General features: G+C 33.4%; 27 protein-coding genes and 1 pseudogene. 7 read left to right on the top strand and 21 right to left on the bottom strand.

Annotated elements, in window-relative coordinates:
• Positions 1–16 precede the first annotated feature (16 nt).
• Positions 17–3253 carry a hypothetical protein gene (locus ACLTBU_RS00220; protein WP_412217018.1) on the bottom strand — a complete coding sequence of 1079 codons (3237 nt, stop codon included), beginning with the start codon at positions 3251–3253 and terminating at the stop codon, positions 17–19.
• Complete coding sequence (locus tag ACLTBU_RS00215; RefSeq protein ID WP_412217017.1) at positions 3240–5696, bottom strand: efflux RND transporter permease subunit; 2457 nt, start codon at positions 5694–5696, stop codon at positions 3240–3242. Before ACLTBU_RS00215 ends, ACLTBU_RS00220 begins: the two co-directional genes overlap by 14 nt.
• Positions 5697–5863: 167 nt before the next feature.
• On the opposite strand from ACLTBU_RS00215, the gene ACLTBU_RS00210 reads away from it, so the two are divergent.
• The 3 genes from ACLTBU_RS00210 to ACLTBU_RS00200 all read left to right on the top strand — a co-directional run bounded on the left by ACLTBU_RS00210 (position 5864) and on the right by ACLTBU_RS00200 (position 8176).
• A complete protein-coding gene (locus ACLTBU_RS00210) occupies positions 5864–6430 on the top strand; it encodes a TetR/AcrR family transcriptional regulator (RefSeq protein WP_177669959.1) in 567 nt (188 codons plus the stop codon).
• A gap of 118 nt (positions 6431–6548) precedes the next feature.
• Complete coding sequence (lexA, locus tag ACLTBU_RS00205) at positions 6549–7163, top strand: transcriptional repressor LexA (RefSeq protein WP_412217333.1); 615 nt, start codon at positions 6549–6551, stop codon at positions 7161–7163.
• Between the two features lie 74 nt (positions 7164–7237).
• Positions 7238–8176, top strand: a complete 939-nt coding sequence (locus ACLTBU_RS00200) for a tyrosine-type recombinase/integrase (RefSeq protein WP_412217014.1) — start codon at positions 7238–7240, stop codon at positions 8174–8176.
• A 49-nt stretch (positions 8177–8225) separates the two neighbouring features.
• On the opposite strand, the gene ACLTBU_RS00195 is transcribed toward ACLTBU_RS00200, so the two are convergent.
• The gene (locus ACLTBU_RS00195) at positions 8226–8492 is read right to left on the bottom strand and encodes a hypothetical protein (protein ID WP_412217013.1); all 267 of its coding nucleotides are present in this window, start codon (positions 8490–8492) and stop codon (positions 8226–8228) included.
• A 23-nt stretch (positions 8493–8515) separates the two neighbouring features.
• On the opposite strand from ACLTBU_RS00195, the gene ACLTBU_RS00190 reads away from it, so the two are divergent.
• Positions 8516–8896: a helix-turn-helix domain-containing protein gene (locus ACLTBU_RS00190; RefSeq protein ID WP_412217011.1), complete on the top strand. Its 381-nt coding sequence runs from the start codon at positions 8516–8518 to the stop codon at positions 8894–8896.
• A gap of 5 nt (positions 8897–8901) precedes the next feature.
• On the top strand, positions 8902–9333 hold the full coding sequence (locus ACLTBU_RS00185; protein WP_412217009.1) for a hypothetical protein: 432 nt from the start codon (positions 8902–8904) through the stop codon (positions 9331–9333).
• A gap of 46 nt (positions 9334–9379) precedes the next feature.
• Here the strand turns inward: ACLTBU_RS00185 and ACLTBU_RS00180 are convergent, their stop codons facing one another.
• From ACLTBU_RS00180 to ACLTBU_RS00140, 9 genes and pseudogenes are all read right to left on the bottom strand, one after another.
• On the bottom strand, positions 9380–9787 hold the full coding sequence (locus tag ACLTBU_RS00180) for an arsenate reductase ArsC (protein WP_412217007.1): 408 nt from the start codon (positions 9785–9787) through the stop codon (positions 9380–9382).
• Between the two features lie 4 nt (positions 9788–9791).
• Positions 9792–10673: pseudogene (gene arsB / locus ACLTBU_RS00175) on the bottom strand (ACR3 family arsenite efflux transporter); the annotation flags it as partial.
• Positions 10636–11136: a hypothetical protein gene (locus tag ACLTBU_RS00170; RefSeq protein WP_412217006.1), complete on the bottom strand. Its 501-nt coding sequence runs from the start codon at positions 11134–11136 to the stop codon at positions 10636–10638. The gene ACLTBU_RS00170 and the pseudogene arsB, both read right to left, overlap by 38 nt.
• Before the next feature lie 238 nt (positions 11137–11374).
• Complete coding sequence (locus tag ACLTBU_RS00165; protein ID WP_412217004.1) at positions 11375–11542, bottom strand: hypothetical protein; 168 nt, start codon at positions 11540–11542, stop codon at positions 11375–11377.
• Between the two features lie 43 nt (positions 11543–11585).
• On the bottom strand, positions 11586–12803 hold the full coding sequence (locus tag ACLTBU_RS00160; protein WP_412217003.1) for a hypothetical protein: 1218 nt from the start codon (positions 12801–12803) through the stop codon (positions 11586–11588).
• A 65-nt stretch (positions 12804–12868) separates the two neighbouring features.
• Complete coding sequence (locus ACLTBU_RS00155) at positions 12869–14275, bottom strand: N-acetylmuramoyl-L-alanine amidase (RefSeq protein WP_412217001.1); 1407 nt, start codon at positions 14273–14275, stop codon at positions 12869–12871.
• 54 nt (positions 14276–14329) lie between these two features.
• The gene (locus ACLTBU_RS00150; RefSeq protein ID WP_412216999.1) at positions 14330–14461 is read right to left on the bottom strand and encodes a hypothetical protein; all 132 of its coding nucleotides are present in this window, start codon (positions 14459–14461) and stop codon (positions 14330–14332) included.
• A 62-nt stretch (positions 14462–14523) separates the two neighbouring features.
• Positions 14524–14718: a hypothetical protein gene (locus ACLTBU_RS00145; RefSeq protein WP_412216998.1), complete on the bottom strand. Its 195-nt coding sequence runs from the start codon at positions 14716–14718 to the stop codon at positions 14524–14526.
• A 1008-nt stretch (positions 14719–15726) separates the two neighbouring features.
• Positions 15727–15975: a hypothetical protein gene (locus ACLTBU_RS00140; protein ID WP_412216997.1), complete on the bottom strand. Its 249-nt coding sequence runs from the start codon at positions 15973–15975 to the stop codon at positions 15727–15729.
• Positions 15976–16083: 108 nt separating this feature from the next.
• Here ACLTBU_RS00140 and ACLTBU_RS00135 point away from each other — a divergent pair, with 108 nt between their 5' ends.
• Together ACLTBU_RS00135 and ACLTBU_RS00130 are read left to right on the top strand one after the other, a co-directional pair.
• The gene (locus tag ACLTBU_RS00135) at positions 16084–16332 is read left to right on the top strand and encodes a transposase (RefSeq protein ID WP_412216995.1); all 249 of its coding nucleotides are present in this window, start codon (positions 16084–16086) and stop codon (positions 16330–16332) included.
• 149 nt (positions 16333–16481) lie between these two features.
• A complete protein-coding gene (locus ACLTBU_RS00130; protein WP_412216994.1) occupies positions 16482–17243 on the top strand; it encodes an IS3 family transposase in 762 nt (253 codons plus the stop codon).
• Between the two features lie 94 nt (positions 17244–17337).
• On the opposite strand, the gene ACLTBU_RS00125 is transcribed toward ACLTBU_RS00130, so the two are convergent.
• From ACLTBU_RS00125 to ACLTBU_RS00085, 9 genes are all read right to left on the bottom strand, one after another.
• On the bottom strand, positions 17338–17802 hold the full coding sequence (locus ACLTBU_RS00125) for an NUDIX hydrolase (RefSeq protein ID WP_412216993.1): 465 nt from the start codon (positions 17800–17802) through the stop codon (positions 17338–17340).
• A gap of 81 nt (positions 17803–17883) precedes the next feature.
• Positions 17884–18945: a phage tail sheath C-terminal domain-containing protein gene (locus ACLTBU_RS00120; RefSeq protein WP_412216992.1), complete on the bottom strand. Its 1062-nt coding sequence runs from the start codon at positions 18943–18945 to the stop codon at positions 17884–17886.
• Positions 18942–19379 carry a DUF6838 family protein gene (locus ACLTBU_RS00115; protein WP_412216991.1) on the bottom strand — a complete coding sequence of 146 codons (438 nt, stop codon included), beginning with the start codon at positions 19377–19379 and terminating at the stop codon, positions 18942–18944. Before ACLTBU_RS00115 ends, ACLTBU_RS00120 begins: the two co-directional genes overlap by 4 nt.
• Positions 19376–19816 (bottom strand): HK97 gp10 family phage protein, encoded by a 441-nt coding sequence (locus tag ACLTBU_RS00110; protein WP_412216990.1) that lies wholly within the window; start codon positions 19814–19816, stop codon positions 19376–19378. Before ACLTBU_RS00110 ends, ACLTBU_RS00115 begins: the two co-directional genes overlap by 4 nt.
• Positions 19803–20144, bottom strand: a complete 342-nt coding sequence (locus ACLTBU_RS00105; RefSeq protein WP_412217331.1) for a phage head closure protein — start codon at positions 20142–20144, stop codon at positions 19803–19805. The genes ACLTBU_RS00110 and ACLTBU_RS00105 overlap by 14 nt, the downstream gene beginning before the upstream one ends.
• 76 nt (positions 20145–20220) lie before the next feature.
• Positions 20221–20931 (bottom strand): DUF4085 family protein, encoded by a 711-nt coding sequence (locus tag ACLTBU_RS00100; RefSeq protein WP_412216989.1) that lies wholly within the window; start codon positions 20929–20931, stop codon positions 20221–20223.
• 67 nt (positions 20932–20998) lie between these two features.
• Positions 20999–21292, bottom strand: a complete 294-nt coding sequence (locus tag ACLTBU_RS00095) for a head-tail connector protein (RefSeq protein ID WP_412216987.1) — start codon at positions 21290–21292, stop codon at positions 20999–21001.
• A complete protein-coding gene (locus ACLTBU_RS00090) occupies positions 21292–22515 on the bottom strand; it encodes a phage major capsid protein (protein WP_412216986.1) in 1224 nt (407 codons plus the stop codon). The genes ACLTBU_RS00095 and ACLTBU_RS00090 overlap by 1 nt, the downstream gene beginning before the upstream one ends.
• 67 nt (positions 22516–22582) lie before the next feature.
• Positions 22583–23521 (bottom strand): helix-turn-helix domain-containing protein, encoded by a 939-nt coding sequence (locus ACLTBU_RS00085; protein ID WP_412216985.1) that lies wholly within the window; start codon positions 23519–23521, stop codon positions 22583–22585.
• Positions 23522–23590: the final 69 nt, after the last annotated feature.

Genomic DNA, 23590 nt, shown 5'->3' with positions numbered 1-23590 from the left:
GAGCTTTTTTATGATTTTAGGAAATAGACTGTGTAATAGAATCTGTTCTTTTTGAATGTATTGACTTAATAAAAATAATCAATAGAAGTATAAGCACGATAGGTATTATAAAGAGACTGGCTAGTGCTGTTGGAGGATTATTAATGACACTAAGTACGCAATGGTTATAATCTATATCAAAAAGAATATATTTCCCATCTTGTTTAGTATCTACTTGGACCCATTTCTCATCTTTTAGTAAGTAGATTTGGACATTTTTTGTATCCTCTGGAACAAGGTAACGTAAAGTATGAGTCTTATTCCCATCATCAGGTATAGTGATGGACCACTGTTCTAGTTGCATTTGATTCTTTTGTAAGAGTGGGGCAAGATGATTACTTTTTGTTAGAGTTAACACATCTGTTGGAGTAAAGAGGCCATCTACTAACATAATAGGCATGGCATCATTTCTTCGCTCTTTACTTTCTAAGGTAGAGCGTAAAGAAGTATAGATTGCTTCTACATCCTGATCAAAGGTAAGATGTGTAGAATCAAAGGCTTCCCAAGTACCTAAGTAGCCTTCTTTTGGAGGTACTTGAGGCAGCTTCTTAGCATCTAGGCTATCTCCATAAGTAAAAGGCACCTTTTCCACTACCTTGTTATCGACTAAAAAGTTTAATGTAAACTCTGAGAAGATAGAAGGCATACCTTCTAATTGGATAAAGTCTTCATATGCCAATGGTTCGGATTTACCTGCATAACTAATTCCATCAATCCCACCAAGGGTATCGCTTACAAAAAAGTTTCCTTGTATCTGTCCATCACTTTCGATATCACCTGCAATAGAGCCAAAATATTCATCAGCGCTATTAATACGTACAAAGGCACGGCAATTCAACATATCCCTACCTTTGCCAGCAATTCCACCTATATATTCTCCACCTTCTAAAACACATTTTGCATAACTAGAGCGAATTAATGAATAAGATTGGCCGGCTATACCACCAATATAGTTACCACCATCACTGATAATTTTTCCTTCAGCTATAGAATCAACTACATAGCCAAGCTTCATAGTTCCAACAATTCCACCAACACCATCTTTTTTTGCTTTAATTTCTCCTTTATTGTGACATTCTCTAATAACTGCACGTGTTTGAAAGATAAAGTTAAGGGACTTATTCCCTTTTACTTCTATATCATCTTCTGGATCAAAGCTTCGTTCAATAGCTATGGCTCCCGTAATACCACCTACATTAATATCTCCTGATACAATGCCATTATTCAAACAGTTTGCGACCTTGCCTTCTGTTTGTTCTTGAGTATCAGCATTTGATATATCTTCTTTATACTCCTCTGATTTTATATCAAATGAAGTAACCTCATTAGTTATATCTAGCATAGTATCAAATACTACAAAAAGCTGATCAGTAATAGCCTGTATATCATTGAGAAGAATATGACTTTGCTTATTAAACATATTATTGAGCTCAGATAAAGCATTTGAAGTCTCTCCAAGTGCGTCACAAAGATTATTTTTTGTCTCTTGGTAGTTACTGTCACTTGTTACAAAACTCACCTCAGGCTGATCAGCTAGGTATTCTACTAATGAGCTTAATTCTGTAAATGTATTGGTTAAAGAATCAGCCGCATTTTCCATACTGTCCATAGATTTACTCATAGCATTTATGGATTTATCTATATAATGATTTGCATCATCTAGCACATCAAAAACTTCTGATAAATGAGAAGTTGCATACTCTAAATCCCTAAGTGAACTATGTAATTCATTTCTACTTCGATCTAATGCATCAATTGCTTTTTGGATAGAATGTATGACACCTTTTAGATCACCACTTACTAAATATTCCATAGACGTATTAATGAGATTTAAGCCATCATTAAAAGAGACTAATGCATGGTCTGCAGATCCTATAGCTGAATGCATATATTCCGTGATATTCTCTAACTCATCTATACCCTCATCAGTACTATCTGTAACTTTTAGCATATACTGGAGTGCGTTTTGAATAGGCTGGATAGATTCTTCTATGTAACGAGACATATCCGTTAAAGAATTGGCTACAGGTATTAATCGATCTAATGCCTCGGACACAGTGGTACTTACTTCATTGACAGTATCTACGTTTTGATTAATCATCTCTTCTGTTTGATCTAAAAGGGATTGTGTATGATTACGAGCCGTATCTACATGGTTTTGTATGGTTGTAAGCTGACTAGAGATTAAATCTGAACCATCATGACTATTTGCCGTTGCCTTATGCACCATATTTTGTAGCACATCAAGTTCCTTGCTAAGTTCATCTAATTTTGATTGAGAAAAGGTAAGAACTGTATAGGGTTCCATCTGTCCCACAATCCCCCCTACTTCTTTACGTCCATAGACAGACCCTTCGTTATGACACTCTGTGATATAACCAGATTGGCGTCCTGCTATACCCCCCACATTATATCCAATATGTTCATATCCTATTATGCCGCTGTTTATGCAATTTTGGACAATACCCATATTTACACCAACTATGCCACCTATATCACTAACGTCTGAAGTTAGATCATTAGCTTCTTTCATAGGGTTTATACCCTCATGCACAATCTTTTCTACATTTATATCCTGATTGATAGCCTGTGTATTGACACTAGCATTATTGGTACAACGTAGAATAGTACCCATGTTCTCTCCAGCTATACCACCTATTTGATGCTCGCCATAAACTATACCAGATACCTTACAGTCAATTAATTTACCAGAAGGTTCATTAACACCTACTAGTCCTCCTATATACTTAGCACCATTTATTACCCCTGTGAAAGTACAATTTTTTACAAGCCCTTTATTTCTGCCTACCATACTACCTATATAAGTCTTAGAGCCTCCTGGGGTGACACTGCCTTCCACATTTAAATTTTGAATGATGGCGCCTTCTTGTACATAACGAAACAACCCTTGATGTGAACCATTTTCTTTTAAATCAAGCCCACGTATAGTATAGCCACCACCATCGAAAGTACCTGAAAAAATGGGGATGGGCTTAAAACTGGTACCAGTTAAATCAATATCACCTGCTAAAATAATCTGTTTGTTGTAAGACCAGCTATCTAAAGTACATTTTTTTGAAAGGTCTATAAGATCTTTTGCGTTTGAAATATAGATGCTATTATCTTCCGCTCTTAGTTGAACAAAAGGGTAGATGAAGGAAAGACCTATTATCATCATTAGAAAGAATGCAGTATATTTTTTAATTTTTCTCATAGCACTCAAACTCCTTCCCGTCATTTGCTGGTTCTTCTTGCCTTATTTCCTTTGAATCGACCATGGCATGTACTTCTCCAGTAATAACCCCACTTATATCTGCATCTACTATACCAGAAACATATCCTTTTACTCTTCCACTCACATAAAGTTTACCACTTGCTTTTTGTAAGGGGGCTTGCTTTCTCTCAGCAAATGCTGTTCGCTTAATAATACTATCACCAAGAACTAGTATTTGAGGTAAAACAAACATAACTAAAACCATCGAAATAATAGTACCTCGTCCAAGGCATACACCAATAGAAGCAATAGTCCCATCTGTTGTAATCTGCCCAATGAGAATACCTGCCGATGCTAAAATAGCTCCAGATGTAATGATAGTAGGGAAACTCTGGTTTAAAGCTTCAATAATAGCTTCTTTTATAGGCATAGACTTTTTTAGTACCATATATCTACTTGTAATGACAATAGCATAGTCAATATTAGCCCCCATCTGGATGGAGGATACAACTAAATACCCTAAAAAGAATAAGCTTGTATTTTGAAGATAAGGAAATGAAAAATTCATCCATATACTTGCCTGAATAACAAGAATAAGCAACACAGGTAATCCAGCTGATTTAAATGTAAACATTAAAATACCGATAACAAATAAGGCCGATAATATACTAATAATGATATTATCCATACCAAAAGTTGAGGATAAATCGTAGTTACTCGTTGAATTACCTACTATATACACTTCCTCTTCATAATACTGAGCTGCCTCATCATGAATAGTCTCTAAGAAGGCGAAGGTCTCATCACTTTCCTCAGGCAAATTCAGATAAATAAGCATACGGCTATATTGCTCGCTCATTAACTGAAGTTTTGCATCTGTAAGCTGATTATTAAGATCTTCTAAAGTATCCATCAGCTCATCTTCTAAAGTGATATAGCCTTTATCCACTTGGTCATATAGAAACATGAACATATCAATTAAAGGGACACCATATTCACTTAAACCGTTTACTACTTTGCCAAATGCTTCATCATGTACAGCATAAGCTGAATAAAGAAGTTTTGCTGCCTCATAGTCTAAATCAATGAGTTCAGCAAATTGTCTTGGTGTCAAAGAGGCTGTAAGCATATACCCATCTATGGCTTCAGTATTTGCAAGCCCTAAAGTAGACTTTACTTGTGCATAACTCTCTAGCTTATTGAGTAATTTACCTTCAGCTTCATAGTCTCCTGAAGGCACAATGAGTGCAACCAGGTTATCTGTTCCAAAGGATTCTTTAATTCTATCCGCTGCAATTTGCGTATCATTTCTGCGGGCCGCACGAAGATCTGTTGTTCCATAAACATAGGGGCATTTGTTAGCAAAAATAAAGGCTAAAACCAATATAACCAGAAAAATAGGCGGAATAATATACCTAGTTTTTACCACGAATTTCCCTACTATATTAATGGAAGGCACAAAGTTTTTGTGTGATGTCTTATCGATGATTTTACTAAAAAGCATGAGTAAGCCAGGCATCAAGGTAAATACTGATAGTAAGCTTAGGAGAATTGATTTAATTAATACAAAAGCTAAATCTTCACCTATTTTAAAATGCATAAATATAAGAGCACCAAGCCCTGATATAGTAGTCAAACTACTTGAAGAAATCTCTGGGATTGCTTTACTTAATGCAATGATACAGGCTTCCCTAGTAGGAAGCTGTTCATGTTCCTCACTAAACCTATGACATAATATAATAGCATAGTCAATGGCTAAAGCTAGCTGAAGGACTACGGCTACAGAATTTGAAATAAAGGATATCTTTCCTAAAAGGAAGTTAGTCCCCATATTCAGGACTGCAGCTACAATAAAAGTAATAATAAGAACCGGAATCTCTCCATAGGTTTTAGATGTAAAAAGTAAAACTACGATAATAATAAAAGCAGCGATTACAATGATGATTTGCATTTCACGGGCAAGTTGATCTGCCAAATTTACGCCTATAGATGTAGAGATAGAAGTATCATAAGATGACACCCTATCTCTTACCTCATTCATAGCAGTCATACTGATAGGATCATCTTCCTCCCCCTCAAAGGTAAGAGATAATAACGCAGAGGCATCTTTGTAATGGTCTATTGTATGATCAAATTCAACCTTAGTTACACCCTGAATTTCTTTTAATTCATCTGCGATTACTTGTGCATGTTCATAGGATATATTGGAGATCATAATATTCGCTGTTCCAAATGTAACAAATTCCTTATCCATTACTGTTAAGCCTTGACGGGTTTCTGTATCCTCAGATAAGTAAGCTGTAATATCATTTTCAACATCAACCCATCTCATAGAAAAGAAGCAAAATACAATGGCTAAGATATACATGAGAAAGAGCAGATTACGTTTGTCAACAATAAACGCTGCAATCTGCTCCATTACAGTTGGTTTTGTTTCACTCATCTAAAAACTCCTTCCTTGATATTATAATACTGATACATGTGAAAAATAATTGACACATGTATATTTTCTTATTATACTAATTTTCATTAAAATAAAAAGGCTCAAATAGATGAGTTTAGACACTTAATTGACATTTAATCATGAAGTGTCTCCTAAAGGAGTTACACATGGAAAAGAAAATAGATTTAAGAATATTAAAAACGTATAAAGCTTTAACAACTACTTTTTTACAATTACTTGAAAAAAAACGCTTTGAAGATATTACAGTTAATGAACTCTGTAATCTAGCCATGGTTAGGCGAGCAACTTTTTATAAGCATTTTGCCGATAAATATGAGTTTTTTATCTTTGTTATTAGAGAGACACAACAACAATTTTATAAAGAAAATACTATTACATTTGGTGATGAAAGATCTAAAGCATTTTACCTCAATCTTCTTCGTAGAACCATTTCATTTATCTCAGAGAATGAAAAACTTATTCAATCAATTTTGCAAAGTAATATGACATCTTCATTATTAGATATCTTATCGGAGCAAATTTCATTAGATCTAAAACTAAAATTCAAAGAAGATGAACGAAATGGTGCGTTACTTATTGCCCATCCAGAAATTCTAGCACATTTTTTTACTGGTGCCTTAATGCAGACTATTAGATGGTGGATTACACAGGAGCATAGAATATCAGAAGAAGAACTCATCGATCAGCTTCTTAAAATCTTAAATGACTTCTAAACAAAGCTTACATTATCTTATTGTCATGATAAATTTTTTAGAACTTTAATAGCGAACAAACGTTTGATATGCTATATGAGATATGCTATAATAGATAAAACTGATGTGAACTGAGGGAATAAGGATGAGTGAGTTAAGTACGAAACAACAAGAAATACTAAGTTTTATTAAAGAAGTAAGTACAGATAGGGGGTATCCACCTTCTGTACGTGAAATTTGCCTTGCAGTAGGACTTAAATCCACTTCTACTGTGCATAGTCATCTCAGTAAACTTGAAGATAAAGGCTATATTAAACGTGACCCAACTAAACCACGTGCTATTGAGGTTATTGATGAAACTAAAAATTGGCTTACTGATCATGTAACACCTGTTCCTGTTATTGGGACTGTTACAGCCGGTGCACCTATTTTAGCAACTGAACATATTGAAGAATACTATCCTCTTCCTAATCATCTTGCAAGAGGTGGCGATGTTTATATGCTACGTGTGAAGGGGGAAAGTATGATTAAGGCAGGGATTCTAAACAAAGATTATATTATTGTACGTCAGCAAGAGCATGCAGATAATGGAGATATTGTTGTTGCTTTACTAGGTGATGAGGTGACTGTTAAACGCTTCTTTAGAGAGAAGAACAGGGTAAGACTCCAGCCTGAAAATGATACCATGGATCCTATCTTTTGTTTAGATGTTAAAGTCATTGGCAAAGTTATTGGTTTATTTAGAGAGATGTAGTATTTGCAATGGTTTGAAGTGAAATTTACACTGTGTGATTCTAATTTTTTTAGATGAGGATGGTGTATTTTTTTATGAAAAATAAGCGTAAAAAGGTTATTAAAATTAAGACTGTAAACGCTACAAAAAACATGGCAGAAGCTAGAGAAGAATTTTTGTTAAATTGTAGGGCTAGAAATCTTGTGAACGATACAATAGTGAACTATGAAAAAGCTACACGATACTTTATGGATTTTATAGGAGAAGATTTTAATATTTATGATCTTACCAAGGTAGATATGGATAACTATATTGCAAATTGTCTTGAAAGAACAATTGGTAATACTGCTCGTTCCTACTGTAAGCTCTTGAAGGTATTCTTTAAATATCATGATTTAGATATTAAATTTTCTATGCCCGACGAAAGTTTTAAATTTAAAGATATTTATTCAGATGAAGAAATTAATCTACTTCTACAACCACCTAAGAATAAAACTTTTGTATCTATGCGCGATCACTGTATCATTTGCTTTCTCCTTTCTACGGGTGTGAGAAGAAATACCTTGATAAATATTAAAATTAAAGATATTGATTTTGAGAACAATCTAATTTTCTTGGATACTACTAAAACAAGAAAGCAATATCATATTCCTATGAGTACACAGCTTAAACGAGTGTTAAAACAATACCTATCTATATGGCGCTATAACGAGGACACAGATTACCTCTTCCCTAATCAATTTGGAGAACAATTAGGTCGGCATGGACTCACTATGTTAGTAAATAGATATAATCGTTCGAGAGGTGTAACTACAACAGGTGTTCACAGATATAGAAATACCTACGCTACTAATTATGTTAAAAACAAAGGCGACATATTTCGCTTACAGCACCTATTAGGCCATAGCAAAATTGAAACTACTAGACGTTACGTAACCCTTGATATTGAAGATTTAAAAATGGATTATGACAAGCTTAATATCCTTGATAATTATGTCAATATGAATGTAAGGAAGAAAATAGGTAAGAAATAAATCGTTAAATAAGTATAACTGGATTAGGTTAAATGCCTAATCCCTTTTTTTAACTTATTTCTTCAAAAACCTCTCTCACATAAGTACACCCGTTCACACTCTTTGTCACCTTATAAGCATCCTCATGCTCCCCTTCTCCCTTAATTTTGTCATAAACATACCACTTCATACAATCAGGTTGCTCATTGATTAAATCATAGGATTCTAGTATTTCCCATAAGTCAGCATTGTAATATACATTGAGCTTTTGATATTTTGTTTCTGCATAACTAATATATCTTTCTAAGCGTTTACTTATTTTATACCCTTTATACATAAAATCCCTCCCAATAAATTAGTGTGGATAAAAAGGAACTATGGGAAAAAGCTGGTAGGGAACTTAGGAATCTTCGTAAAGGGACAGGCCTATCTGTTTTTAAAGTAGGTCGTGCTATTGGAGTTTCAGGCAGCTATATAAGCCAATTTGAACGTGGTAGTTGTGCCCCATCAGAACCCACATTGATAGCATTAGGGCAATTATATGGTGTGGATCAAAAACAATTATTCAGTCTATATAACAAGCTACCCAATGATGAAATCAATGTAATTATGCAATATCCTGAATTAAGGCAACTCTTTATAGATGTGACAAAAGATAAGAATTTTAATCCTGAAAAAATGAGCAAAGTGATAGAAGAGTTCAAAACTATGGCAAAAGAGTACTATAACAAAGGAGATTGATTGAAATGTTCCAAAAGCTTCTTGATTTATATGAAGTATCACTAGTAAAGCTGTTTGGCTATAAAAACGCCGTACGTGTTGAAGAACTGGCTTATGGCTTAGGTATGATATTTATAGGTATGATGATTATGGCTTTTGTTTCAGCTTTTTTTATCCTTAGACTACACTCTCTTGAAGATTTTGGGGAAAGCCAAGTTAAAATTTTGAGGGTAGATAATGGGAAAAAATCCACTCAAATTATAAGTATTAGAAGAAACATAAAGGAGGCATTTGAACAATTACTCCTCCTCTCTTTTAGTCCATTCTTTACAATAAAAAGATTTACTGCTAGGGACGAGAGACGAACTAAAAGATTTTTAAGGATTATGCTAGTTATAATGGTTATAGTAATACTATTTGCGATTGTTTCTAGTTGGACTGTGTTGGAGCCTTTATAGGTATAAAAAAAGAGGCAGTGTGGTTAACTGTCTCTTATATCATATTTCAAAATGTATTGTTAAGAATTCTTCTTTTAAGACTTTGTATTTTTTCCTCTATTATCTTTGCTGTCATAATAAACTCTGCATCCTCTTTACCAGATGGGTCATCCAGTCCCCAATCTTCTCTATGCTTACATGGTAAGTTAGGGCATTGTACATTACACCCCATTGTAACAACAATATCTACCTCTGGTATATCTACTAAGAGCTTACTCTTTTGTGTTTCATTCATATCTATTCCATGAAGCTCTTTAATGATTCTTACTGCATCTTGATTGATTTGAGGTCTTAACTCTGTACCCGCTGAATAACTTTCAAATACATCTGAAGCTAAATGTTTCCCTAAAGCTTCAGCCATTTGTGATCTGCACGAATTGTGAACACATATAAATGCTACTTTCATCTTTTGCATAAATTTAATTCTCCTTTTTGTCAAACCATCCTCTGGTGTTATTTGCAATTTTAACTAAAATAAGCATTATAGGAACTTCTACTAATACACCTACTATTGTTGCTAATGCTACTGGAGATTGTGCTCCAAATACTGCTATTGCTACTGCTACTGCTAGTTCAAAGAAATTACTTGCTCCTATCATACCTGCTGGCGAAGCAACCCTATGCTCTAATTTCCATACTCTTGCCCATGTATAAGTAATAAAGAAAATTAAGAACGTCTGAATGATAAGTGGTATTGCAATTAATACAATGTGCAAAGGATTACTAAGAATTACATCTCCTTGAAATGAGAAAATAATAGTCAACGTCAATAACAGACCTATAATTGTTACATTGTTGAACTTCTTAATAAATACATTCTCTAAGTAATTTACATCCCTTTTCTTGATTACAAAATGTCTTGTGACCATTCCAAGCACTAAAGGTATCACAACAAATAAAACTACTGATAAAAACAATGTAGCCCAAGGTATACTAATGCCACCTATTCCTAATAAAAATCCTACAATAGGAACAAACGCAATTAATATAATAAGGTCATTAGTTGCCACCTGCACAAGCGTATATGCAGGGTCACCTTTAGTTAATGAACTCCATACAAATACCATAGCTGTGCATGGAGCTGCTCCTAATAATACTGCTCCCGCTAAGTAATCCTTTGCTAAATCAGCAGGTATAATGTCTTTGAATATAACATAGAAGAATAACACAGCAATCCCATACATAGTAAACGGTTTGATAAGCCAGTTGGTTACCCATGTTATAACAAGCCCTTTAGGGTTCTTGCCTACGTTTACAATACTCTTAAAATCTACTTTTAACATCATTGGATAAATTCTCTGTACTAATAACATTTTCACATTTTAATCCATTCCAAGAATGCTTTTTATCATATTCCCAAACAGCAAAGAATTGAGTAGCCCCACAATCCGTTTCTATGCAATCTCTTTTGTATATATTCCATATACGGTAACAATTGCTATCTTTATCATTGACAAAATCATAGATATATTTATCTATTATAGTAGCAGTATTTGACCAATCATGAAAATCTTCTACCTTTTGCCATTTTAAAAATTCATCTTTACTTATATAATAATTTTTGTCAGTAGATTGATTAAAACTATTATAAAACAAAGTAAAATCTCCTTCAGAGACTATTATACTATTATTAAATGATTCATTTTCATATGACTCATTAAAAAGATTACTATTAGTGTAATTTGAATAAGAGGCACAGCCACTCAATAAAAATATAATTATACTTATTACCAATACCATACTTAATATTTTTTTAATTCTCATTATATCTGTCCCCTAGTGCATTAAATAATTTAGTGAAATTCCAGGCATTATGTGGATCCTATTAATTTATTAAATATTTCAATCTAACAACTTCTTATAACTAGTTATCATTATTATTTTTACTATAAAAAAGCAAACTAGTCATAACGGCTAGCACTTCAATATTTAGAAATATAACAAACTAAAAAAGTAGCTATAACTTGTATTTAGAAATATTCTTTTATGCTTTAGTTAATTCTCAAATAATATCCTCTGTATTATTTTTTTCTTCCTTCACTGCCACTTTTGTTACATTAAATTCACCTGCTTTAGATTGATTAACGATATAACCTTGAGTTTGATCAGTATTCAGATAAATATAAGGCATAATATCACCAATTGACATTTCATCTAAGATGTCTAGCACTATGCATATCTCCACACCTATAGAATAACTATTTGCTCATCTGTTAATTTTCATAGTACACAGGAACATTAAAAAAATCTGTTTTTTGTTTTCCTCCATCAGGATATTCACCTGTCTTCTCATGTTTTATCCAATCGTACAAAACAGGGCCTTCTTCAAATAACGCCAACGATGCAGAGTATCTCTTATTTACCAAAGGTTCTACATTAGCCAGTACTGTTGCCGAAATGTCATCTAAAGATTCTTGTGCTCCTTCTATGCACATTAAAACCACATCATAGTTAAAGTTCTCTTCTTCGATGAGATCATAGGCATATTTCAGATATTCCTCAACCTTCAAATACTCTTCTTTAAGTTTTCCGTCTGGTAGCAAGCGGAGACATTCATCAAGTATATTTATTAAATGTTGTTTATTTTTCCCCATTAAATCAATTAAGTTTGCTCTTCCATAATCTAATGCAATAAGAAATTGCCTCATTTCATAAATTGTGTCACTAAACTCTAAATTTTTTTCTTTTAAATGCTCTTGTTTTTCAATTGTGACTGTTGAAAGTTCTTCAGATATGATAGCTTCTAGCTCTATACAAAGATCTTCCAAGCTATAGTTTGGTATTGGTGTTTCTAAAATTACTTTATTAATTATAGCAATCGTTTCAGGTGAATATTCTCCACCTAAGCTCTTAGTAACACCAAAGAGTTCACCCTTAGAGTATATAGCAGGTGAGAATACTCCTTCTAGAGGTGTTTTAGTATCTATCGGATAGTCTATTCCGTAGTAAGATAAGTCACTCAACATTTTAACAGCTATTTGCAAGGAATAAACATCATCCGCTTTTAACGGAGCTTCCGAGTACTTGTCGGCAACCGTTTCCAAGGTGTATTGAATTAACTTTTGAATAGTAGTCAAATCTTCTTGAAAAACAAGAGAATCTGATGCATTTATTATGTTTTGGAGGTCAATTATTATTTGTTCTAAATTTCTTTGTGCTTGAGTTTCTAATTTAAAAATCATTCCTGGAAGTCCATATCTAATTTTCGCAAGTTCCATAGTACTTAGTCCTTCTAGCATTTCAGCTCGAAGTATTTCTATTGTTTTTTGAGAACCTAACTCACTTTCCTCTGAAACATCATGTTGAATTGTTGGTGTTTCAGTTATAGGTGGTACTATAAGCGGTTCTTTAGGCGTAGTTATAGTATTTCCAACACACCCTGTCAACATCCCTGTTATAATTATCGGAATAACAATTAATCGTTTTCTCATATATGAGCCCCCTTCTTTATTTGGATACAAATATACTCTACAAAAATAATACTATAATTACCTGACTAAAGATGATTAAAAGTTTCCACTATTGCTTCGTATACCGCATAAGCATAAGCATTAGTAAATGCTTCGTCACCCAAACAAGATGCATCTGATACATTGGATAAAAATCCCCCTTCAATAAGTACTGCTGGCATATTACTCATCTTAAGCACCCATAAATCTGGACTAGGTTTAACCCCCCTATCTTTTAATCCACAATACGCAATTAGTTTTTCTTGAAAAAGACTTGCAATGCTTTCATTTACATCACCATTAGTATCTGGGTAATAGTGCACCTCTGTTCCATTTACCTCTGAGTTACTAGTAGAGTTATTATGAATACTGACAAATAAATCCGCCCCTATATCATTTGCTATAAAAGGTCTTTCCTCAGTGCTAACGCTTATATCTTCGCTTCTAGTTAAATACACTTTAATATCTGTATTGTTTTCAATTAAATCCTTAACCGCTAAAGTTTGCTTTAAATTCACTTCTTTTTCTATTAAGTTATTAGCTATAGATCCTGGTGCTTTCCCACCATGACCTGCATCTAAAAAGAGGATTTTATCATATTTGTCCTTCGGCTTTATAAATTTAATTTCTAGTTTTTTTGCCTGTTCATCCAGTTCATATTCATAAATTCCATTCATATGTAAAACAAATTGGGTAGTTAAGGTATTCTTAACTTCTATATACTCAATTACAGTATCTTGAATCATCATACTCCCATTATTAAAAGAGGTCTCATAATTATCACCTAGGTCTATTATAATCTTTTTATTCACATAATCATTTTGTATGATTAGTTGCTCTTTTATAACTTCTTCCTTCAGGTCAATTAATAGTTTGGGAGTTGTGTTCTCATATCGTATATTCCCTTGATTTACCCCTACAACTGTATCATCTGCCGAGTCTTCGCTTTCTTCTTCTGGTTCAATTTCAGGTACTTTTTCAATAGGGGCATTTATATAGATTGTTCTATTTACTCCGTCCCAATATACATCAAATCCTAATTGTTCACTGATAAATCTTAGAGGCACCATAATTTTATTGTTTATTATTTTGGCAGGCATATCTAAAATAAACGTAATACCACTTACCCATGCCTCAGGATGATTCATCTCTAATATGATTACAGTATCTTGATATGCAATATATACTTTCTTTTCTTCTTCTTTCCATTCTATAACAGCTCCTATAGCTTCAAAAATTTCTCTTACAGGCACTAAAGTAATTTCTTCTATTTGTATGGGTGGCATAGCTTGTGTTTCTACTAACATATCATCTATATATAGAGTAATCGGTGCCAACTCATAAAGATATCTGTTGCCATCACATACTAATTCCATCGGAGTAGCATAAACATTAGTCATTCTAACACTCAATAACACTGCTATTACCATTATTAAACACAACTGCTTCTTCACAACATAATTTCCTTCCACTATCTCTTTATATTAATATTCTTAAGTCCCAAATTTTTAGTTGATTTTGTAAGTGCTGTTGGCAATCTTAATAATCTCTTCTTCTTGTATTTCATCTCCATTAGGTTCTATTTTGATTGTCATAACTATAGATTGATAGGTACTTGGTGATACTTCCTTTCCTTCCAAGTTAAAACCATTATAATATTCTATCGGCAAAATCTTTTGGTGTATTTCTAAGATATTCTTCTCTAAATAAGTGCTATCAAATTCTTCCTTATATATGATTCTATTTCTTCTCTAATTTGTATTTCTTGTATCCTGTATAAGTCAGATTCTGTATTTAGGTTGTCTTTGGAACTATTTAGTTCTTCAAGTTTTTCATCATCAACCTTATTTGTAATCTTTTGTTCTTCTTTGTTACTTTCATTAACTTCGTTTACCACTATTACCTCTTTATGACTTGTACAGCTTACCAGCAAGCTTCCCCACATTATGGTTACTGCTATCAAAAAAATCTGTTTTTTAACCTCATATTCTAGCCTCCCTCTTTCTTATAAAAATCGTTTTAAAATCATAGTATTCACAATATATGACAATTATACGACACAAACCCTTATTATAAAAGTTTAACTTTATATATTAATTAAAATATTCTATTTATCTACATCACAATTGCTTTTATTCCACCCTTCTTTTAATCTTAGACTTTATTAAACAATATTGATGACATAGTATATAAAAGAAGCCCCGTCCTTTATAAATGCAAAGGATAGGGCTATTCGAGAAAAGATATTAATTATTTAATAGATAATTTTTCATATCTATATGTTTCGAATCTATCTTTACATCATTTTTCTTAGCTTTAGGACGTTTGTCTGTTTTTCCTTTGGTTAGTAGCTGAAATACTTTTGCCCTATCTCTTGCTCACTCATCACTTTTGACGTAGCTAAATTCATCACTTCTTCAATCGTTGAAATAATTGTATCTGTAGTAAAATCACTTGTTATCATTTGAATGCTATGCAAAATATTTTCTTTAACTTGTTGATTATTTTTTGTTCTTCACTCGGCATAAATGCTTCAATTTCTAAAGCAGACGCTTTCTGCCTCTCTGCGTCTATTTTTGCGTCAATTTCTCTTTCTGCGTTCCTCAAGATTTCACTTCTTTGTTTTTGTATATAAGGATTATTTAAGTCATTTAGCAATTCCTTAAGTCCTAGATAATACTTGTCTACACTCTTGTGTACATAATCTGCATTGATTTCAGGCTTGACTTTCTTTTTGCGTATATAATCAATCTGCATATATATATATTGAAATTAACTGATCTATAATTCCCTTAGTTTCATCAAATAAGGCTTCTATCAACTCATCCGTAGGGGTAACAATTGTATCAAACCACTGATACTCCATTAACTTTTTAACAAGTAAAGAGAAGTATCCATAATCCAATCAACAACTATGAGCTTTAATAACTGTACCTACCCTACGTCCTGTTCTAAATTTTGAAAACATCATCTCATACGCATCTTCTGTACCAACAACTGCTATCGCAACTTTAGTTCTATTCGCAAGAATCATAAGGCTTTCAAATGAACTTTCTCTCGTTCTACTAAAATCAATAAGTTGGATCTCATCTTCCAGTTCTTCATGAAATGGTAAGGAGTACCTAGCTTCTCTCAAAAGTGTAACTGCTGTCATCTTTTCACTTCGTCTAAAAGTCAACTGATGCTAGAATAAAAAATGGACACACAGAATGGGAATTTCAGTTATAATAAAAATAATTATTATGAACCAGAGTGTCCAAACATGGCTAAAAAATATGACAAAGAATTTAAACTTCATGCAGTAAAGCAAGTAACTGAACAAGGTAAGACAGCAGCACAAGTATCTAGAGAGCTAGATATTGCTCAGCAAACATTAAGTAAATGGAGCCAAAAGTACAAAGAAGATCAATCTGAACTTTTTGTAGGTTGTGGTAATCTTAGAAGTGAAGATAAAGCGTTGAAAGATCTTGAAAAAAGATTAAGAGATTTAGAAGAGGAAAATGCTATCTAAAAAAAGGCTATGAGCATCTTTGCAAAAGACCTGAAGTAATTCATGCCTTCATTCATAAACACCAATACATATATCGTGTAGCAAAGATGTGTAAAGTACTAGGTGTTTCTAAAAGTGGTTATTATATGTAGCTTAAAAGACCTACATCTATGCAAAAGAAAGCAAAAGCTAAACTTATAGCTAAAATTAAGTGTATTCATATCCAATCAAGAGGAATCTATGGCAGCCCTAAAATTACAGAAGTATTAGCATCAGAAGGGGTAAAAGTTTCACAGAAAACTGTGTCTAATATTATGAGGAAAAATAACATTAAATCCAGGACTGTAAAAAAGTATAAAGCTACCACTCATTCTAAACATAACCTACCTCTATCACCAAACTTACTTAACCAAAACTTTAAAGTAGATGCCCCAGGTAAGGCTTGGGTAACAGATATTACATATATTTGGACAAGTCAAGGCTGGCTCTATTTAGCTACCGATATGGATCTTTTTTCACGTCGAATCATTGGTTGGGCTATGGATAAACGAATGACTAAAGAATTAGTAATTAGTGCACTGCAGAAAGCTATCTGGCGACAACCACCTAAGAAGGGACTTATCCATCACTCAGATCGCGGCTCACAGTATTGCTCGAAAGCTTACCAGGCCTTATTAGATCACCACGGTATTATTTCTAGCATGAGACGAAAGGGTAATTGTTATGATAATGCTTGTATTGAATCATTCCCTAGTATTATTAAGAAAGAATGGATTTTTCATGAGAAATATCGCACTAGAGCCCAGGCTATGGCAAGTATTTTAGACTATATATTACATTTTTATAATTGCAAAAGAATTCATGGGACTATAGGCTATAAAACGCCTATCGCTTATGAGAAGGAATACTACAAACAGAAAAAAGCTAGCTAACTAGAAAATCTCCGTTTGTAGTGTCCATTTTCTTGACATAGTACCACTTTCTTGTGGTATAAAAAATAGGGCTCTTTAAATGCCCTAATGTATTTTAAATGCAACTCATTTCAACTATCTTCTTATCCACCTCATCAAACTCACCAATTTCTGTCTTAAAATCCCATAACATAATCTGAGTCATTTCATCATTTGAATTAAATGCTTGTATCTCATCAACTTCTTGAAAATAGACTGCATTATATTTTATTCTTTCTTTATTTTTATCATAGATCTTAAAAAGACCCTTAAAGTTCATATCATAAACTTTTTGATTAGTCTCTTCAAATAGCTCTCTTATTGCACACTGTTTATAAGTTTCACCATTTTCTATTCCTCCTGCTGGAAATTCCCATTGATTTCTCCATTTATTATAGGCAATTAAATATTTACCTTTGCATTTTATAATAGCAAAAGAACCAGTAATTGGAGCAAGCTCTTTATTTTCAGCCAATGCCTCTTCACTAATAACTATGTACTCCAATAGTTGTTGCCCATTTTTATTTTCTGCTAGAATCATACTTTTGTACTCCTTAATACATTTTTTAAATATAATAACATTTTCAAATTAATCTTTCAATTAAATACAAATACTAGTGATTCAAATACTCACATTCAATATGATATCCTCAATAGCATCCAATATCTTAATTTGTGACTTCAAAAAAACCTTATCCCTTGTATTAACCTTTTTAATATCCAGTTCTTTCATCTTTTCCACATCTACACCAATACTCTTAAGATAGTTCCTTTGTTGCTCTACATCAATCTCAACCACATTCTTAAACTCAGCATCTAAGATGCCCTCTAACACCAACTGGTCAAGATAGGTCTGAATCGCTGTTATCAGCACACATTTATTATCATAGCTATTAGAATACTTTCCAATATAACTATCTTCACAAGTCTTTTTAATATCATCTTCAATCATGTGCATAGCATCCACAATTTTTATCTTCTTAAAGGACTCCCCTTTATCTTGTGTGGTTGTGGTAAAGCTATTGACTCCTCTCGCAATTTTAGCCTTTTCTCCATCATGATATAGGATAAATTTCCCATCTCCAATAGCCTCATCCATTTGCTCTTTAGTCAGCTGGTCAAATCCTATTACTTCTTTAAGTGGTGCAAAAGTTGCACTAATCGTCATAGGTGTTCCAGCCAAAAGGCCAGCTATTCGTGAGGTATATTCTGATGTTGTGTAATCTCCTAATGTAGTTTTTATATTAGTAGTTGTAAAGTTGATAACCTTTTCTGTATCTGCTGTGGTTGCATTAGGTAAGACTACCTTACATTTTTTATTTAGACCTGTCATCCACACAACCATACTAGCTACATGTCCACTCTCAATCTCTGGAATAACTAGATAATCCCATTTAAGAGATTCCACTACTTCTTGAGCGTGACTATAATCCTCTTCCTCACCTCTTCTAAAAATAATAATGACCTTCTTAGGAGGTTTGATATATCCCATGAATGCCAACTGTATGTATTCTTTTTGTTTGTCTGTGAGTTGTGCAATACCAGCTGCATCTTTTATATTGTTTAATTCATGTACTTCTTGTGTTTCTCCATTCAATACAAGTGCCACTATACCACGTTCGCCTCTTTGGATAGCTGTTGCACCTGTCTGTTTGAAGTTAATCATCACGTTTGGTAAACTCATTTATTGCTCCCTTCTATATGGTGTTCAATGGTTGTGATAAGTTCATTATCAGGTTCAAAATTAATAAGCTCATGATAAGTAATACGAAAAGAAAATTGGTAAACATCCTTTTCAACTTTCTCAATCATACTATCTTGTATTGTAAAGTGCCTATCTTCCACACTTAAGCAAATACCAAAGGCTTGCTTTAACTTTGACATTACCTCTAGGCATTTAAGGCTATCCTTACAATCTGAAAAATAGGAAATAACAATGAGTAAGTTTATAGATATGTAATTCTTAGTTTGGGTTTCACTTTCAATCGGTAGTATTGTGGTAAAAAAGCAAGGTAACTTGTAGCCTTCCGTTACCTCGTCACCATAAATAGGTATGGCTGGATAAGTATTTTGTAGCACATGAATAACGCCTTTTAATAGATCCTGATAGCCTATCATAAAAGTTTCTTTACCACCCTATTCACCATTTTTTCAGCTTGTTGTGGGAGTTCCTTTTCAAACTCTAACGTTGTCCTTTTAACCATATGCTTACCAGCTACTCTTTCACCTGTATCTTTTTTCTTTCTACCTCTTCCACCTACTACAATTCTATGCCCACGTTCTACTAAATGAAAATGAGGGCTGGTTGACCTAAACTCTACATATAGGTCTTTACCATACCCCTTCACTTTACTTACTTTATAGGAATTAATAAGTTTCTTCTTACTCGTACCTTGTAGTCTTTCAGGTGTTTTCTTCTTAACTTCTTTCCTAAATTGATTTCCCATTTTAGTTAAAAGCTTCTCTGATTCGTCAGGATAGCTCTTCGTAACAAAAGATAATTTCTTCTGTAAGTCTGTTAGTCCATTCAACTGGAATACATCATTCTTTGCCATTCCTAATCTCCTTTGAAGTGGCTGTAATCTCTAAAGCAAAATCTCCCTCATCCACATTAATAATCTCTGTGATATGAAGGAGTTTGTCTTTATACTTTATTTTCATGTTAGGTGTTATGCCTCTATGATATCTTGTTAAAATCCTATAGACTGTTTCAGGTCTTAATCGTTCTTCTAAGGTTTGTTCAAATCCTCTTATGGGCATAATATTAGCCCACATAGTTTTTATTGGTTGCTCTGATAGGATTGTTTGCCCTATTGAGTTAGTTGTTTCTGTGTAGGCTGTGAATGTTATTCTTTTGTTTAGTTTTCCTGCGTTGAAATAGATTTTATCACCTACTTTCTAGTCTTATAGAGAAGGAGAAAAATACTTATTCATAGCAAATAAATACATTAACCTTATTTTACTTAAAGTAAGCATTCTTAAATCTAAATGTAAAATATCCTAACTTCATACTCTGGCTTTGTATTAGTACATGTAATTCATATTCATTCTGTACTTTATAAATTTCATCGTAAATCCACCAACATCGCTCTAGAGGCATATCTAACTCTTCTATTACTGCGCCTGTAAATTTTGCTTCAGTTAAAGTAGTAAATCCCCCTCCATTATCAAATGTAAGACATATCTCCCCTTGGTCTCGTTTAAATTCTGTTATGATACAATCATGGAAATGAATATTACTTATCATTTCAATATCTAGTGTCTCTTTAACTTTATCTATGTAATCTATATAGTCCTGTCTAGCTTGCTCAACTATTTTCCTATTCTTGTCACAGAACTTGCAAATTTCCCCTATAATTTCTTTTGTAGCATTTTGTAATGTCAAAACTCTAATATCAGCTACTTGCTCTAAAATATATTGAGGTAGATTCTGCTCTAAGTATTTTTTATTATATCTAAACGCTTCCTCAAACTTTTGAATAAATAACATTTCTTCAAATTCTTCTGGACTAACTTCTTTCCATGAGTCTAGAAATTCCTTGAGCTGAGCATGATATAATTTTTCAAAGTATACTTCAGAAAACACACCCGCTTCTTTACATTCTTTTAGCCTTAAATCCATATTAGTTTGTTGACTTGCTTTGTACCATTCTTTAGTATAATATTTCACCCTATTTTCTCCTTTTAACATGTATATATCTGACTAAAGATTACTATTATTCCTACCCAAAAGTCAATTACAACAAATTCACACTATGCCTTCCTAACAAAGATTCCAACATCATATTCATCCTCAAGTTCAATCTATCATTTACATTTATTGTCCTATTATCATAAAACTCTGCTACTAGCACCAATACTGCAATAGTAAGGTCTTCACTTTCTTCAAGCTGTTCTAAACTCCGACCTGTATATTTCACAATATAATCTTTTGCACCTTCTAAAATGGCTCCAATGAGCTTATCATCTTCATCACTATCTTGTCTAAGGTTTTCCTTTACAAGAGGAACATCAATCTCTGATAGATTCATTAAGCTACCTTGCTCCTAGTTTTCGCTACATTCGAAACTGTACCAATGACCATTGCCTCACCTAAAGCCTTTTTAATATCTAACCTCATATTTGCTTTAATAGCAATTTCATCTCTGATAAATCCATATTCAGTAGACTTCTGTAATGATAATGCTTTTCTTTCACCTACAATTAAGGCACGTTTTAGGTCTCCAAAGAAAATAGCAGACCCTGTTTCATTAAGTTCAGCCACATGCTCATTAATAATAACTGGTCTGCCAAGAAGAGTTGTGTGTGGTCCTACTGGTGATCTATTAAATGATGTTACAAGTACTGGTTTACCATCTTCAAACTTCATATCGGTTAAGGCCTTAGCTGTTTGGTCTGAAATAACCCAAGTTGCTGTGTGGCGATAACGAATAGGGAGGGCAAAGTACATTTCAGTTAGAGTTTCAGGTGTAAGTTTAGCTGGTAACTGTACTTCTTTCACTCCATCATCCACACTAAAGTCATTAAGCCCATTCACCTTATACTCTTCATTTCCTTTTACAATCAGCTCATCCAAAGTCAATCCATATGATTCAGCTAACTGTCGCATTAATTCTCCCTCCACATTGTAGCCAGTATCTTCAATAGCTTCTTGTGAAAATGTAATAAGCGTTCCAAACTTGTGGGCTTCTAGCTTGATTGGCTCAAAGGTTGCCACTTGCTTTGTATATTCTGCAAGCTCTTTCATAGGGACAAACTTTCCTAACTTGTTTGCCTGTACTGGAATTTGATGTTTACTATTTCCAAAGCGTTCATGACGTACAGCCCCATATAAAGGTGAGATATAGGCAAGCTTATCTAAGATGTAGTCTGCAAAAGTGGTCTTAGAAATAATCTCAGTTGGTGCATTACCTGAGCCTACTGCCGTATCTGAAAAGGTATGTGTTCCATCTCTCACTTCTCTTGTACCAATTTCAATTTCTTTATTCGCATCAGCTTGTAAGGCTCGTATTTCATCTAATAAAGAGGGCTCATTTTGCCTTGTCTCTGTTGCTGACTCTTTAATTGTAGTCATTAATGCTCTAGCTTCTTTTTGAGTTTGGATTGTGGCATCAATCTGATTCACTTCATCTGTATAGCCATTAATCTTATCTAGTTCCTCCTTTGAGAAGGCTCTCTTCTCTGTTTCAGCTACATTCATAATAGCTTCAATTTGTTCAATTAATTTGCTTCTTTTTTCTAGTAGTTGTTTCATTCTGTTGTCCTTTCTAGTCTAATTTAATTATAAAAAGAGAGCACCTATTTCTAGATGCCCTTTTACCTCAATTTTTTTGGTTCACTTTACCCGCAGTTAACTCTTCTTCTAATCTTATTATATTCTGCCTATGTTTTTCTGCCCCGCCTTCAAATCCCTTAACCTCTAACCAGGATACAATTGCCTTCCACTGATTTAACTCCTCCTGCTTTCTTCCTAATCTTTGATAACAAAATACTTTACTAAACATCCAATGGATATACTTATCAGCTAATTCAATAGCCCTATCCCAGCATTCAAAAGCTTCTTCATAACATTCTAGATGCTCATAGAATTCTCCCATATAGCCCACCATATCAGATTCATTAGGAAATTTATTAACTGCCTCTTTTGCGAACTTTAGCCCTTCTTGGTATTTACCCGTTGAGCTATACACTTGTAACATTAAATCATATACTTGCACATTTTCTGTATCTTCTTCAAATATTTGTTTACACAATGTCATTGCTTCATCATATTGACCTAGTTGTGTCTTTAATGAAACATAGCAGGTTAATGTATTATAATACACTTCACTTTTACTTTCCTTTTCTGCTTCAATAACCCTATCATACATTTCAAAAGCTTTTTTCTTACAATCATTCATATGATAGTGATATAAGTAGCCATACTCACAAAGTTCTTTATTGGTGCATTTTCCACTTTCAATAAGCTTTCTATATTCTTCTTCTGCTCTTAGAAAGTTTTCCATTGTCCTTGATGCACTATATATCCCAAATAATCGATCTGCATATGATTCATAGGGGTCAATCTTATCTTTTAACAAGTCATCTACTAATACTTCTAGTACCCTTCCCATTTCTGATAAAAGCGATATATCAGGTAATGCCACATCATTTTCCCACTTACTTACTGCCTGGTGAGATACATTCAACAACTTTCCTAGTTGCTCTTGCGTAATCTGTTTCGCTTCTCTTAGCTTTTTAATGTTATTCCCGATTTTCATTATCTTCCCCTTATTCTATTATTTTCTGCGTTCTCATTTAATTTTATACATCTCATAAATTTCTCTCAA

Origin of the sequence: Zhenhengia sp., assembly GCF_046966505.1 — a bacterium.
GTDB lineage: Bacteria > Bacillota > Clostridia > Lachnospirales > Cellulosilyticaceae > Zhenhengia > Zhenhengia yiwuensis.
The sequence above is the reverse complement of the archived record's forward strand: the minus strand, read 5'-3'. Positions and strand labels throughout refer to the sequence as shown.

Excerpts from the sequence above, each read along its gene's own strand:
- ACLTBU_RS00110 (WP_412216990.1), bottom strand. The coding sequence starts at position 19,816 with ATGGCAAAGAATGATGTATTCCAGTTGAATGGACTAACAGACTTACAG.
- ACLTBU_RS00210 (WP_177669959.1), top strand. The coding sequence starts at position 5,864 with ATGGAAAAGAAAATAGATTTAAGAATATTAAAAACGTATAAAGCTTTA.
- ACLTBU_RS00220 (WP_412217018.1), bottom strand. The coding sequence starts at position 3,253 with ATGAGAAAAATTAAAAAATATACTGCATTCTTTCTAATGATGATAATA.
- ACLTBU_RS00180 (WP_412217007.1), bottom strand. The coding sequence starts at position 9,787 with ATGCAAAAGATGAAAGTAGCATTTATATGTGTTCACAATTCGTGCAGA.
- ACLTBU_RS00200 (WP_412217014.1), top strand. The coding sequence starts at position 7,238 with ATGAAAAATAAGCGTAAAAAGGTTATTAAAATTAAGACTGTAAACGCT.
- ACLTBU_RS00160 (WP_412217003.1), bottom strand. The coding sequence starts at position 12,803 with ATGAGAAAACGATTAATTGTTATTCCGATAATTATAACAGGGATGTTG.
- ACLTBU_RS00085 (WP_412216985.1), bottom strand. The coding sequence starts at position 23,521 with ATGAAAATCGGGAATAACATTAAAAAGCTAAGAGAAGCGAAACAGATT.
- ACLTBU_RS00195 (WP_412217013.1), bottom strand. The coding sequence starts at position 8,492 with ATGTATAAAGGGTATAAAATAAGTAAACGCTTAGAAAGATATATTAGT.
- ACLTBU_RS00170 (WP_412217006.1), bottom strand. The coding sequence starts at position 11,136 with ATGAGAATTAAAAAAATATTAAGTATGGTATTGGTAATAAGTATAATT.
- ACLTBU_RS00115 (WP_412216991.1), bottom strand. The coding sequence starts at position 19,379 with ATGATAGGCTATCAGGATCTATTAAAAGGCGTTATTCATGTGCTACAA.
- ACLTBU_RS00120 (WP_412216992.1), bottom strand. The coding sequence starts at position 18,945 with ATGAGTTTACCAAACGTGATGATTAACTTCAAACAGACAGGTGCAACA.
- ACLTBU_RS00185 (WP_412217009.1), top strand. The coding sequence starts at position 8,902 with ATGTTCCAAAAGCTTCTTGATTTATATGAAGTATCACTAGTAAAGCTG.
- ACLTBU_RS00095 (WP_412216987.1), bottom strand. The coding sequence starts at position 21,292 with ATGAATCTATCAGAGATTGATGTTCCTCTTGTAAAGGAAAACCTTAGA.
- ACLTBU_RS00135 (WP_412216995.1), top strand. The coding sequence starts at position 16,084 with ATGGCTAAAAAATATGACAAAGAATTTAAACTTCATGCAGTAAAGCAA.
- ACLTBU_RS00215 (WP_412217017.1), bottom strand. The coding sequence starts at position 5,696 with ATGAGTGAAACAAAACCAACTGTAATGGAGCAGATTGCAGCGTTTATT.
- ACLTBU_RS00130 (WP_412216994.1), top strand. The coding sequence starts at position 16,482 with ATGCAAAAGAAAGCAAAAGCTAAACTTATAGCTAAAATTAAGTGTATT.
- ACLTBU_RS00090 (WP_412216986.1), bottom strand. The coding sequence starts at position 22,515 with ATGAAACAACTACTAGAAAAAAGAAGCAAATTAATTGAACAAATTGAA.
- ACLTBU_RS00125 (WP_412216993.1), bottom strand. The coding sequence starts at position 17,802 with ATGATTCTAGCAGAAAATAAAAATGGGCAACAACTATTGGAGTACATA.
- ACLTBU_RS00140 (WP_412216997.1), bottom strand. The coding sequence starts at position 15,975 with ATGACAGCAGTTACACTTTTGAGAGAAGCTAGGTACTCCTTACCATTT.